This window comes from Halocella sp. SP3-1, assembly GCF_003953885.1.
GTDB lineage: Bacteria > Bacillota > Halanaerobiia > Halanaerobiales > DTU029 > Iocasia > Iocasia fonsfrigidae.
The window spans coordinates 1,693,483-1,708,084 of the sequence record NZ_CP032760.1; the positions used below are offsets into that span (position 1 = coordinate 1,693,483).

The window sequence follows — 14,602 nt, forward strand, 5'->3', positions numbered from 1 at the left end:
GTCCTCTAGTAATATACTAGGGGGTGAGAGTTTTTTATTTATCTTTTTTGAAATTCTTTATTACTTTTGAAAGGGGTATAAAATATGAGTGTTTTTATCGGTGGTGCCTGGCCTTATGCCAATGGTTCTCTACACTTAGGACATATAGCGAGTTTATTACCAGGTGATATACTTGCTAGATATTATAGATTAAAGGGTGAAGATGTTTTATATGTCTCAGGAAGTGATTGTCATGGAACCCCTATTGCCTTGCGGGCCAATAATGAAAATATTGCTCCTGAGGATATAACAAATAGATATCATCAGGAATTTAGAGATTGTTTCAGAAAACTTGGATTTACTTATGATTTATACACTAGAACAGACCAACCTGTTCATTATTCGATAGTACAGAAAATATTTCGTCAGCTTCTGGAAAAAGATTATATCTATAAAAAAGGGATAGAACAGTTATTTTGTGAAAATTGTAATCAGTATCTCCCTGACCGATATGTAGAAGGTATCTGTCCTATTTGTGGTGCTATTGCCAGAGGTGATCAGTGTGATACATGTTCAAGTTTAATTGAACCCCTTGAATTGAAAGAAAGGGTTTGTAAATTATGTGGTGGAGAACCAGTCGTGAAAGGGACTGAGCAGTTCTATTTTGCACTAGCGAAATTTGGAAATCAGTTGAATGATATTTTAGCTAAAAGCCCATCTGAATGGCGTGATAATGCTATTAAATTAACAAAAAGGTATCTGCAGGAAGGGTTAAAAGATAGAGCTGTTACCAGAGATTTATCCTGGGGAATAAGTGTACCAATTAAAGAATATGAAGAAAAAAAAATATATGTATGGATTGAAGCAGTTTTAGGATATTTGTCAGCCAGTATGCAGTGGGCAGAAGAGACAAATAGTGACTGGCAAAGTTACTGGGGAGAAGATGTAACAGCATATTATGTTCATGGTAAGGATAATATACCTTTTCATACACTTATTCTACCTGCATTGCTTTTGGGTATTGGTAATTTACATTTACCCGATAAGATTATTTCAAGTGAGTATTTAACTATAGAAGGAAGAAAATTATCAACCAGTAAGAATTGGGCAGTATGGGTGCCTTGTATGTTGGAAAGGTATAATCCAGATTCAATTAGGTATTATCTTTCAATTAATGGTCCAGAAAAAAGGGATTGTAATTTTTCCTGGGAAGAATTCATTAATAGTCATAATGGAGAATTACTTGCTGCCTATGGAAATTTTGTAAATAGGACATTAGTCTTTGTAGAGAAGTATTATGATTCTAGAGTCCCTGCTTCTAATATTAATTCTGAAATAAAGAGAAGAATAATTGCTTTATATGAACAAGTTGGTAATTTAATTGAAAAAGGAGAGTTTAAAGAATCCTTAGAAAGCATTTTTTCTTTTATAAGAAGGATGAACAAATATTTTGATGAGGAAAAACCATGGATTAGTGTTAAAGAAAATATGAATCTATGTAAAAATACTATTTGTACATGTGTACAGAGTATTATTAACCTATCTAATTTACTGAACCCATTTTTGCCTTTTTCATCTCAAAAGCTCAGAGATATGATGAATTTAGATAAGGCTAAGTGGTCATATATAGAGCTAGAGGCAAAAAGCCCTATCCGGGATATAAAAATATTGTTTAAGAGAATAGATAAAGAACGGATTAAAGAAGAAAGACAGAGATTATTAATGAATGGAGTAGAATAAAAATTGAGTCCTGGGTTAAAGGTATTCATATCTTGATGTAAATACTATTTTTGCTATAACATTTTATATATTTGAACAAGCAAATTTATTATTTTTTTGAGAATTATTGATTGCAGTTGAAATTAATTTAGGAAAGGGTTATAATTGAAGTGAATTTTCAGGGAAGGGTGAAATTAGTATAGTCATTTTAAGTTCAATTAATTTGTAAAATATAGAACAGTATCGTAATTTATAAAAACCAGGAATGGCACAGCGAATTATTGCTGTGCCTGCATTATATGTGGTAGGGGTAGTTACACTTTTGTTTAAGTGACTATGATTTATTAGGTAAAAATGAGGAAATCAAAAACTTAGGAGGAAAAAATGAGTATTAAATACGTTCATACAAATATTATTGCTCGTGATTGGAAAAAATTATCTCAATTTTATATTAACGTTTTTGATTGTAAACCTTTATATCCAGAAAGAGACCTTTCAGGTAAATGGATAGATAAGGTGACAAATATTAATAATGTTAATATAAAGGGTATACATTTAAGATTACCAGGTTATGAAAATGGACCAACTTTAGAAATTTTTGAATATAAGCCTCAAAAATTAAGGAATAGTGAGAGTGAAATAAATGATCAGGGTTTTGGTCATATAGCATTTCATGTTGATGCAGTAGATGATGTATTAGAAAAGGTATTACAGAATGGTGGGAAAAAACTGGGTCAAATTATTAAAAAAGATTATGGTGAACTTGGAATTTTAACAGCAGTGTATGCACAAGATCCAGAGGGGAATTTTATAGAAATACAAAATTGGAGTAAATAGGTTGTTGATGGAAACAGAAGTATATGTAGATGAACATAGGATTCGATTTATCTGTAAAAATTGCTCTAGATGATGGGGAAATTTCTCTTAATACCTCAGTTATTAATGTAATCAATATTTGCTAAGTTACTTACAAATTTCTTGCAGGAAATTAATGTATTTTATTGAAGTTTATATAATGGTGTAGAAAAACAATATTGCAATTTCAAAAAAGTGGGAGTGTTCTTAGTGGATATTACTTTTTGCGGTGGTGCCAGAGAAGTGGGTGCTAGCTGTTATTTAATAAAACTTGACGGCAAGAATATTTTGCTAGATTGTGGAATCAGAATGAAGGGAAGTGACAATTTACCGGATTTTCGCTTGATTCAGGAAGAGGGAGGGGTAGATGTTATTATAGTCAGTCATGCTCACCTGGATCATAGTGGAGCCCTGCCGGTGATCAGTAGAGAATATCCCGGAGCTCGAATATATATGACTCATGCCAGTAAGGCTCTACTCAGGGTTTTGCTCTATGATAGCCTTAAAATCATGGAAAGGGCTGAGGCAGATATACCTATCTATGCGGAAAAACACGTTGTGGAGATGCTTGACCGGGTTGTTTGCTATTCTCCCCAATATTCCTTTAAGGCTATTCCTGGTGAAGATATAAAAGTCACTTTTTATAATGCTGGTCATATTGCTGGTGCTGCCCTTGTTTATATACAGGCTGATGAAGGAACAATACTCTTTACCGGTGATTATTCTGTAACAGATCAAAATACGGTAATAGGTTGTTCTGTTCCCCAACTTAGGCCCGATGTGATGATCTCAGAATCTACTTATGGTGATAAACTTCATTCCAATAGAGATATTGAGGAAGAAAGACTTATTGCTGCTGTAAAAGAAGTTATCGAGAAGAAGGGGAAAATACTCATTCCAGCTTTTGCCCTCGGTAGGGCTCAGGAGATTATACTTATTTTACGCAGAGCCATTAATAAAAAGCAGCTTCCCCAGTTTAAGATTTATATAGATGGCATGATTAGAGCTATTAACCGGATATATAAACTGAATCCAAACTATTTGCAGTCTAATCTGGCCCGTAAGATATTTAGGGGAAATGATATTTTTTATGATGAAAATATTATAGAGGTTACTGATAATGAGATGAGAGAAGAGATAGTTGATAGTGATGGACCTTTATGTATTATTTCCAGTTCAGGAATGTTAAAAGGCGGCCCCAGTTCATATTATGCTGAAAAACTGCTAGATCAAGAGGAAAACTTTATTGCAATTACTGGTTATCAGGACGAAGAAGCTCCAGGTAGAGATATAGTGGATCTTCTGGAAAGTGATGAAGAAGACCGGGAGATAGTATTAAATAGTAAAAGACTGTCGGTTGAATGTCAATTCGCTAAATATGGGCTTTCAGCACATGCAGATAAAGGACAGTTGATCGGACTTATTCATCGTGTATCTCCCCGTAGAATATTTTTGGTACATGGGGATCAGAAAGTCATCGATGAGTTGGCCCTGGAGATGAGTCAGGATATACGAGGTAGAGTGTATGTGCCTGATAATGGTGAGTCATATTCCTTTGATTTTAAGAACCCTCGTAAGCAGCTTAGTTATAGTAAGGATATAAAGCCCTTAAATAGCGAAGGGTTGACTGAAGAAAATATCGAGAAATTGTGGGAACATATATATAGGAAAACAGGTACAGATATTGGTTTTTCTGTTGAAGAGATAGTATTTATTCAGGAGGGTATGGATTCATTTGGTTCTGATAAAGTTGAGAGATATCTGGAAATATTAAATAACAGCAAATATTTTACACCAAACCGCAGAAGGCTTTTTCTCTATCATCCTGTTTCAGAAGAAGACCTGGCTGAAGATGATGGTATAATGGAGATGAATCAGATGTTTTCTGTAGTTGATAGTATTTTCCCACCAGAAACTGGACTTTATAAAAGGGGAGCTCGAATAGAAGAAAATATTATCCTGCTTGATTTTAACTTTCCTGCTGTGGCTCAGAAGAAGTTCAAAGATGAGATAGAAAAGCTCAAAGAGGAGACTGGTTGGGAAGTAGAGCTGAATGAGGACTGTAATCAGATAGCCCTTGAAGAACTTGCCTATAAATTGCTTCCACGGGATATTAATGTTAAAAAAATATCTTATTATCGTGATAAAAAGAAGTGTGAGTTAAGTCTGAATCATAAGCCAGTAGATATTGAAAAGATTACTGCTGAGTTTTATGAAAAAAGTGGAATAGAACTACTTATTGATACTCCAGAAGGTGTAGTTGGTAAAAGAGAGAGCCTGTCTTTAAGAGAGATTGATAGTGAACAGATGATGGAGCAAAATCAAGCCTTTGCCTATATTGATGAGGCCTTTAAATCTCTGGGAGTAGAAATATATAAAAAAAGTCGTAAAGTAGCTGATGGAATACCATATATGGAGATATATTTTATATCACCTGAAGTTGGTAGTAGGTATCAGGAAGAGGTGGACAAGCTGGAAGTGGATACAGGTTGGAATATAAAAATTGGGAACACAGCTATTCAGAATGAGATAATAAAGATAGTTAAGAGGATGGCCCTGGATTATGATATTAGATTGAAGAAAAATCCCGGTCTTTATACAGATAGAGCCCAGGTGAAAGTTGATATTGATGGTGAGTTAACTGCAGCAGAAACTGCTGAGTTTAAACAAAATTTTAAAGAAAGAACAGGGTATGAAATTATCTTGTAGATAAAAACTTTTTAAGATCTTTTTTTGTGTTTATATTTTATATGTACTAAAATTCCCGGAGAAATCCGGGAGTTTTTTTATTTTGAGGGAGAAAAATTTTTTAAAAATTTTAGTTCTAAAGGCTTAATCCAGAATTTGTAATACATATAAAAATATAATATAATATTAACGGCAATTACATAATATGGATATTTTTATAGGAGGGCTAAAATGCAGAAGAAAGCTATAATATTATGTCTAATGATTATGTTAGTATTTTCAAGTATATCTTTAGCAAATGGTGACTTTGAAGAACACAACCATAAGTTATTGAAGTTTTTAGAGGGCTTAAAAGGTTTGGAATATGAAATAAGCAATTACATAGATGATTTTGAAGGTTATCCAGCTGATACAGATAAGTTTGCCAGGCAATTTTATGAAGATTTTATAAATGGAAGGGTAGAATTTATAAAACCAGAGTATAGGACAGATGATATTAATGACCCTGAGTTTCAAAAGTATTTAAAGAAATATCCTCAGTTTAAATTTGTTGATTTTGAGATTATAGGTAATGAAGAAGATTTTATGACGCATAATGAGAAATACGCCCATTACAACTTTAAAATATATCAAATTAATTTTGATAATAATGAAGAAAATGGGAAAGAAGATGTTTTTTACAGTAGTGGGTATTATAATGAGGATGAAGACTATGGACATTCAGTCTATAGTATATTGAATGAGAAGAATAATGTGACTATTCCTTATCATGAATCAAATGCCAGTATGGGGGGCCAATATGTTTCTCCTGAATATGAGGGCAGAGATAAAATTAGAACAAAAGACTATCATGGGATAATTAAATATAAAGACAGATATTATATTTATGAGGTTTGGGACTGGGATACAATGTTTATTATAAAATTTTATAGTTGGAAAAACAAAAAATACAAATGTTTGACTGTTGTAAAATATAAAATTAATTTAAAGGAGGAAAATGATGAGTGAAAAGAAGTTGATAATAAACACCGATGACTTATATACGCATATGAAAACAGTAGAATCTTGTGAAACTAAAATTTATGCTTGTAGTTCAGGTGTGCCGACTATTAGTGTAGGTTATGCATTATTAATTAATGGTAAAGATGGTTGGGATATAAGGAAAAAGCTTTTTGCTGAAGATTGCGATTTTGTTGATGCCGGAATAACTTTACCAAGTGAAGATGATATTAAAAAAATAGAAGATGTTTTAGATGATGTTATGGATAAATTAAAAGATAAAGATGTAGCTGGTGCTAAGAAACTTGTTACAGATAACTCAACTACTTTAAATAAATTCACTATTACAGAAGCCCAATCTAAAGAATTATTCAAAATACTCCAGGAAGAATATGAAGGGTATTTAATAGAAAGAATAAGAAAAAAAGCAAGTGTAACTAAAGATAAAGCTAAAGAAATTTTAGAAACATTATCGACTAATGAACAAATAGCGTTATTTTCTACTTGTTATACCCGTCTTACAGTAATAGGCGGCGGCGTTAGTAATGCTGTAAAAAACTATGTTAAAGATGGTATTAGTGAAAAAGATAAAGCCTATTACAAAACAGAGGCCTGGTATGAAATCAGGTATAATTCTCATAAATCAGGTTGGAAATATATCAATAAGAAAAAGACTGATCCGACTGCTACAAAAATTGATGGTGATGATGGCCAAGCAAATAGACGATATAAAGACTCCTTAAAATTTGGTCTATATGGTTTATGTACTGGAACACAAAAAGATTTAAGTCAAGACACTAAAGATGGTATCTTAAAATTCTTAAAAAGTGAAAGCGGGAGAGGCGGAGAAGTTGTTGAAGAAACAATAAAAAAGTATGAGAAAGAATTTAGCCCTGCTGCTGATGCTTTAGGTACTAAAAAGCAAGATAGTATTGAAACAATAATAAAAGCCCTGGAAACAAAGGATGACCCAGTAGAGCAAATAGAAAAAGAAGTAGAAGCTAAAGGGAAAAAACTGGACAACCTGTCGCTGGTTTTTTTAAAAAAATATCATGAAAAACACACTCTGGTTTTAGATAAAGAAAGACCAGTATATAATGCTGTATCTAAGATTAAAGAACATAGTGATGTACTAATATTCCCCTTAATGGACAGACTGGTTGTAACTATGGAAAAAGAAGAAGCAAAAGCTAAAGATAAGGATGATGAATTATATTGTTCTATTAGAGAATTTAGGAATCGTTGTAAAGCAATATTAGAAGAAACTATCAAGGAAATAGGTAATTATAAAAAACCAGGATATAAACAGGATAATGATAGCGATTTAACAGACTATAATTTAAAACAGGAATTAATTACTGCTTTTGAACCCCAAAAGTTTGGTTCTCCAGATACTAAAAAAAGTCATGAATTTTTTAAGAGCTTTATAACTGAAAAAGACGAAGCAAAAGAAAAAGCAGAGAAGGAAAAAGAAGAACAAAAGAAAAGGGAAGAAGAAAGGATATTGCTGGCCAAAGAAAAAGAATGGAAAGAAGCCAGGTATAAAAAGGAAAGAGAGAAGATGAGAAAAGAGGGAGAGGAGGCAGCTAAAAAACGGGACGGATGGATTATTGTTGGTTGTAAATTATACAATAGGAAAGATTATTATGGTGTATAATATTTTTGTTGAGAAAAAGTCGGATAGGATGATGACCAGGGCTGCCTGGTTATTTTTTATTTTATGGCTAGTTTTGTCGAATATAAAGGATTTATTAATATTATGCTGAAATAAACATAGTAAAATAGTAAAAAAGACTTAATGTAAATAATTAAAATTGGTATAATTAATATACCTATTTCTTACAGATTTTTTGCAGGAAATTAATGTATTTTGGTGAAGTTTATTAATGATGTAGAAAATTAATGTTAAAATTAAATACCAGTGTATGATATATGGAAGAGGGGAAGCAATAAATATGGTAAACTTTCAGGATAAAGTAAGTTTTATTTGGAGTATAGCTGAGATACTACGGGGGATTACAAACAATCTGACTATGGAAAAGTAATCTTGCCAATGACAGTGTTACGCCGCTTAGATTGTGTCTTAGACCCAAGTAAAGAAGATGTACTAAAGAAAAAAGAAGAATTAGAAAAAATGGGAGTTAAGGATCCAGAACCAATCTTAAATGAGGTTGCTGGAAGAGAAATTCAATTTAATAATACAAGTAAACTTGACTTCGAGAAATTAAGGGATGATCCCAATAATATTGCAGATAACTTAATGTACTACATAAATGGTTTCTCCAAAAATGCCAGAGAGATAATAGATTTTTTTAACTTTAATGATCATATCCAACGTTTGGACAGGGCTAATATCTTATATATGATTGTCCAGCGATTTAGTGAGGTAGATCTGCATCCAGATGTAGTAAGCAATCTAGAAATGGGCTATATCTTTGAAGAGCTAATCCGCAGGTTTTCGGAGCAGTCTAATGAAACTGCTGGAGAACATTTTACACCCAGGGAAGTTATCAAACTGATGGTTAACCTTATTTTTAATGATGATTCAGCAGGATTAAGTAAACCTGGAATTATCCGTACCCTCTTTGACCCTGCCTGTGGAACAGGTGGTATGTTATCTGTTGCTGAAGATTATCTAAGGAAATTAAATAGAGATGCCAGGCTGGAGGTTTTTGGTCAGGAGATTAATCCTGAATCATATGCCATTTGTAAATCTGATATGCTGCTAAAGGGAGAGAGCGCTAAAAATATTTACTTTGGTAACAGTTTTACCGAAGATGGTTTGGAAGATGAAAGATTTGACTATATGCTTACCAATCCCCCTTTTGGAGTTGACTGGAAGAAATATAGTAAACCTATAAAAGAAGAAGAAAAGAAGATGAGTTATAATGGTAGATTTGGGGCTGGAACACCTAGAGTAAGTGATGGTTCCTTGCTCTTCCTGCAGCATATGATCTCCAAGATGAAATTAGATGGAAGTAGAATAGGGATAGTTTTTAATGGTTCCCCGCTCTTTACAGGAGGAGCAGGTTCAGGAGAAAGTAATATCCGCCGCTGGATTATTGAAAATGACTGGTTGGAAGCTATTGTGGCTCTTCCAGACCAGCTTTTCTATAATACAGGTATCTCAACATATATCTGGATTGTTACCAATAATAAGAAAAATGAGCGGAAAGGTAAGGTCCAGCTTATAAATGCAGTGGATTTTTATGAAAAGATGCGAAAGAGTCTGGGTAATAAAAGAAATATGATTACTAAAGAACAGATAGAAGAAATAACTAAACTATATGGAGAATTTAAAGAAAGTAAGTATAGTAAGATATTTGAAAATGAGGATTTTGGTTACCAGAGAATTTGTGTTGAACAACCATTAAGAAGGAGTTATCAGGTCAATCCTGAAAGAATAGAGGCTTTAAAAGATGAATCTGGATTTCAAAAAATCGCTGATCGTGATAATGGTGAAGAAATAAAGGAACAGATTATCGCTGGCCTGGAGGAAAAATTTGATCCAGAGGTAGTCTATAAAAACCATGATCAATTTATGAAGATACTAAAAGAAGTATTCTCAGATATCGATATTAGTCTTTATGCCTATATCAAAAAGGCTATCTTTAATGCCTTTGGTGAAGAGGACGAAACAGCCGAACCAGCTAAGGATAAAAGTGGCAACCTAAAAGCTGATTCCGATTTGAGGGAATATGAGAATGTGCCTCTTAAAGAAGATATAGAGGATTACTTTGAAAGAGAAATCAAACCACATCTAAAAGATGCCTGGATAGACCATTCTAAGACTCAGATAGGATATGAAATACCATTTACCAGATATTTTTACGAATATGAGGAATTAAGACCGTTGGAAGAGATAGATAATGATATAAAGGAATTAGAAAAAGAGATACTGGACCTATTAAAAGAGGTGACAGGTTAATGAAATACCCTGTTTATCCTGAGATGAAGAATTCTGGTATTGAATGGTTGGGAGAGATACCTGAGCATTGGGAAGTTAGTAAATTTAAATGGTTGTTTACCTTGATTTATAGATATCCAACATATTATGGTATAAAGTATGAAGATACTGGAGTCATAGAAGTTAGGGGAGAAATGCTAAAAAAAGGCTATATAGATTTAAGTAAAGAACCACGATATATTTCAAAAAAAACTTCAAGTAGATTTCCTAAAACGATTCTTTCTAAAGGAGATATAGTAATGTCTGTTAGGGGAACTATGGGTAAAATTGGTTTAGTAAAAGAAGAATTAGAAGGTGCAAATATAACTGCAAATTTATTGAAACTATCTCCAAAAAGACAATTAATTAATTCAAAATGGTTATCAATTATATTAAACAGTAATTTATTTGAAGGTATCTTAAATAATGTGTCTACCCAAACAACAATTAAGACAATTACTGTACCTGAATTGGGATCTATTCAAATGCCAGTACCGCCTATTAAAGAACAAAAAGCTATAGCAATCTTTTTCGATAAAGAAACTGGCCGTATTGATCAATTGATAGACAAAAAAGAACAGTTAATTGAATTATTACAGGAAAAGCGACAGGCCCTTATAAGCCAAGCAGTAACAAAAGGACTTAATTCTGATGTACCAATGAAGGATTCAGGTATTGAATTCCTAGGAGAGATACCCGAGCAGTGGGAGATTACCCAACTAAAGCGTATTCAAGCGAAAGAAGAATATTCATTTGTAGATGGTCCTTTTGGATCTGATTTGAAAAATGAAGAATATACAGATGATGGGATCCCACTTATACAGTTGAATAATATAAAAATAGGAGAACATGTTATTCAAAATACTAACTATATTTCAGAAGAAAAAGCAAGAGAATTATATAAGCACAATATTTTTCCAGGAGATATAGTTATTGCTAAAATGGCTGATCCTGTTGCTAGAGCAGCAATTGTAAAAAGTGTTTATGGTAAGTATGTTATAGTTGCAGATTGTGTAAAGTTAAGTCCAAATATTAAAAAAATAAATAGGGATTTTCTGGTATATTCAATTAATTCAAAATTTATAAGACAAGAAGCAGAAAAGGTTTCTTCAGGTACAACAAGATTAAGAATTAGTTTAGGGGAATTGAAGAATTTAAAAATTTTATTACCTCCTATAGAAGAACAACAGCAAATAGCCGACTACCTGGACAAAGAAACCAGCAAAATAGACACGCTCGTAGAAAAAGTAACTCAGCAAATCTCCAACTTAAAAGAATACAGACAGGCCCTTATATCAAATGCTGTTACGGGGAAGATAGATGTCAGGGAGGTTTATCAGGATGAGTGATGGTACCGGAGACTTAGAAGTAACTCTATATAATAATGATGATTTTGAAAAAGCCAAGGATTTATTTATAAGAAGTTAGAGGGGAGCTGATCTCAGTGGTAGTAGACCATAGTGAAAAGACTTTTGAAGAGGCTATAGAAGAATATTTACTGAACCATGGATATCAAAAAGGATATTCAGAAGATTACAATCAGGAATGGGGGATCGATACCAGGACATTATTCGAATTTATTCAAGATACCCAGGCTGATGAATGGAAAAACCTTAAAAAAGTCCATGGAGATAAGGCAGAAGAGAAGTTCCTCTACCGGCTGGACCGGGTAATTAAGCAGCGTGGTATTCTGGATGTCCTGCGCCGGGGAGTTACTGATTATGGTATCCACTTTAACCTGGTCTACTTTGCTCCTGCCAGCGGCTTAAATCCTGAGATTATGAAATTATATAATAAGAATATTTTAAAGGTAACCAGACAGCTCCACTATAGTCTCAAAAATAACAATTCCCTGGATATGGTCTTAAGTGTTAATGGTTTCCCCTTAGTAACCATAGAATTGAAAAATCACTTGACCGGACAGACTGTTGAAAATGCAAAGATCCAGTACAAGAAAGACCGGGATCCTGGAGAACTTATCTTTCAGTTTAACAGGAGGTCTTTAGTTCATTTTGCAGTTGATCCTGATCTGGCCTATATGACCACCAGACTGGCCGGTGATAAGACTTTCTTTCTTCCCTATAATAAGGGTTATGAAAATGGTGTCGGTAATCCACCCAACCCGGATGGATATAAAACAGCATATTTATGGAGTGGAATCTGGAATAGGGACAGTCTACTGGATATCTTTGGCCGCTTTATGCATCTTAATAAAGAAGAGAAGATGGAGAATGGGCGGAGAAAGGTAAATGAAATAATGATCTTTCCCCGCTTTCATCAGCTAGATGCTGTCCGGAAGATGGTCTTTGATGTCAGGGAAAATGGTGTAGGTAAGAACTATCTGGTTCAGCATTCCACCGGTAGTGGTAAGAGTATTACTATTGCCTGGTTAGCTCATCATTTTTCCAGTCTACATAATAAAAATGATCAATTAATATTTGATTCGGTAATCGTCATCACCGATCGTAAGATACTTGACCAGCAGCTGCAGGAAACTATCTATCAGTTTGAACATAAACATGGGGTTGTGCAGAAGATCGATAAAGATTCTACTCAGCTGGCTAAGGCCCTTGAATCAGGTTCCAAGATAATCATCACTACCCTACATAAGTTTCCTTATGTCATAGAGAAAATAGGTTCCTTACCGGAGAGGAAATATGCAGTGATTATTGATGAAGGCCACCGTTCTCAGAGTGGAGAACTGGCCACTTCCTTAAAAAAAGTTCTGGTAAATTCAGAGCAGGAAGAGGATGATGAGGAATATACCTATGAAGATGAAATTGCCAATACTCTGGAGAAACAGGGACGGCAGCCCAACTTAAGTTTCTTTGCCTTTACCGCAACTCCTAAAGCCAAGACACTGGAGAGGTTTGGTGTAATAGATGAAGAGGGTAATCCCCACCCCTTCCATCTCTATTCGATGCGCCAGGCCATTGAAGAAGGATTTATCCTTGATGTTCTACAGAACTATACTACCTATAAGACATATTATAAGGTTGCCAAGAAGATTGAAGATGATCCGGAAGTAGATAAGAAGAAAGGTAGCAGAGCAATTGCCCGCTTTGTATCACTCCATCCACATAATATTGCCCAGAAGACAGAAATAATGATGGAGCACTTTTACCGGGTGACAAGACATAAAATAGCTGGTAAGGCCAAAGCAATGGTTGTTACCTCTTCCCGCTTACATGCAGTTCGCTATAAAAAAGCCTTTGATAAATATATAAGAGAAAATGGCTATAACGAGGTAAATACCCTGGTTGCTTTCTCAGGAACGGTTAAGGAAAAAGATATAGATAAGGAATATACAGAGGCCGGGATGAATGGTTTTCCTCAGGATGAACTCCGGGAAAGGTTTAATACAGATGATTACCATGTACTAATTGTAGCTAATAAATATCAGACTGGATTTGACCAGCCTTTACTGCATACTATGTTTGTCGATAAAAAACTATCAGGAATAGCTGCTGTGCAGACTCTATCAAGATTAAACCGTACACATAAAGGTAAACATGATACCTTTGTGCTGGACTTTGTTAATGAAGCTGAAGAGATTCAGGAAGCATATAAGCCTTATTATGAACAGACTATTGTAGAAGAAACATCTGACCCCAATCTACTTTATGATCTGAAATATAAGCTGGATGATTATAATATTTACTGGCATTCGGAAGTTGAAAAATTCAACAGTGTCTTCTATGATCCTACTAAAAAAGACCAGGCTGATGCCCAGGGCTTATTAAATGCCTATCTGGATCCAGCTGTAGAGAGATACAGGGAAAGGGATGAAGAAGAACAGGCAGATTTCAAGAGTACTCTGACTACTTTTGTCAGACAGTATGCTTTTTTATTGCAGATAATACCCTTTAAAGATATTGATTTGCACAAACTATATAGCTACGGCAGATTTTTACTTAAAAAATTACCCAGAGAAAACAACTCCGGTATGATCTCCCTAGATAATGATGTAACTCTGGAATACTACCGGATAGAGGAAACGTTTAGTGGGGATAACAGGATAAGTGAGACAGAGGAGATTAGAGGGACAACCCATGCAGGTTCAGGGAAAAAACAGGAGGAAGAAAAAGAGGCCCTTTCTGAGATTATTAAAATCTTTAATGATCACTTTGGAGCCGAGAATTTTACTGAAGCAGATAAGCTCTTTGTTGATCAGATTCAGGAAGATATGATGAATGATGAAACCCTGGCCAGGCAGGCTAAAAATAATACTAAAGATAATTTTAGATATGCCTTTGATAATGCTTTTATGAAAAAAGCCATGAGCCGAATGAACAAAAATCAAAAGGTATTTGCTAAAATGATGAATGATGAAGATTTTCAGTCTGCAATTAAGGTGTATTTGCTGGAACAGGTATATGAGGGATTACAGGCGAGGGCTTAGTGAAAAAGGTTTCA

7 protein-coding genes, 1 pseudogene and 1 other annotated feature (1 of these 9 cut by a window edge) are annotated in these 14,602 nt (G+C 34.1%); all 8 genes and pseudogenes read left to right on the forward strand.

Annotation, left to right across the window (positions count from 1 at the left end; genetic code table 11):
- Positions 1–9, forward strand: a binding site (T-box leader) (it extends 256 nt beyond the left edge of the window).
- Positions 10–84: 75 nt separating this feature from the next.
- A complete protein-coding gene (gene metG, locus D7D81_RS08005; protein ID WP_125988937.1) occupies positions 85–1,719 on the forward strand; it encodes a methionine--tRNA ligase in 1,635 nt (544 codons plus the stop codon).
- 363 nt (positions 1,720–2,082) lie between these two features.
- Entirely contained in the window at positions 2,083–2,535 is a 453-nt protein-coding gene (locus D7D81_RS08010) for a VOC family protein (protein ID WP_125988939.1), read from the forward strand.
- 228 nt (positions 2,536–2,763) lie between these two features.
- Positions 2,764–5,262, forward strand: coding sequence for an MBL fold metallo-hydrolase (locus D7D81_RS08015; RefSeq protein WP_125988941.1), 2,499 nt, complete (start codon positions 2,764–2,766; stop codon positions 5,260–5,262).
- A gap of 210 nt (positions 5,263–5,472) precedes the next feature.
- Entirely contained in the window at positions 5,473–6,249 is a 777-nt protein-coding gene (locus D7D81_RS08020) for a hypothetical protein (RefSeq protein WP_125988919.1), read from the forward strand.
- 40 nt (positions 6,250–6,289) lie between these two features.
- A complete protein-coding gene (locus D7D81_RS19465; protein WP_205739380.1) occupies positions 6,290–7,897 on the forward strand; it encodes a hypothetical protein in 1,608 nt (535 codons plus the stop codon).
- A 298-nt stretch (positions 7,898–8,195) separates the two neighbouring features.
- Positions 8,196–10,168, forward strand: a pseudogene (locus D7D81_RS08030) (type I restriction-modification system subunit M).
- 92 nt (positions 10,169–10,260) lie between these two features.
- Complete coding sequence (locus D7D81_RS08035) at positions 10,261–11,535, forward strand: restriction endonuclease subunit S (RefSeq protein WP_205739382.1); 1,275 nt, start codon at positions 10,261–10,263, stop codon at positions 11,533–11,535.
- A gap of 95 nt (positions 11,536–11,630) precedes the next feature.
- Positions 11,631–14,588 carry a type I restriction endonuclease subunit R gene (locus tag D7D81_RS08040; protein WP_125988945.1) on the forward strand — a complete coding sequence of 986 codons (2,958 nt, stop codon included), beginning with the start codon at positions 11,631–11,633 and terminating at the stop codon, positions 14,586–14,588.
- Positions 14,589–14,602: the final 14 nt, after the last annotated feature.

What these genes read in the sequence shown, in the direction of transcription:
- metG (WP_125988937.1), top strand. Translation starts at nt 85, where the DNA reads ATGAGTGTTTTTATCGGTGGTGCCTGGCCTTATGCCAATGGTTCTCTA.
- D7D81_RS08010 (WP_125988939.1), top strand. Translation starts at nt 2,083, where the DNA reads ATGAGTATTAAATACGTTCATACAAATATTATTGCTCGTGATTGGAAA.
- D7D81_RS08020 (WP_125988919.1), top strand. Translation starts at nt 5,473, where the DNA reads ATGCAGAAGAAAGCTATAATATTATGTCTAATGATTATGTTAGTATTT.
- D7D81_RS19465 (WP_205739380.1), top strand. Translation starts at nt 6,290, where the DNA reads ATGAAAACAGTAGAATCTTGTGAAACTAAAATTTATGCTTGTAGTTCA.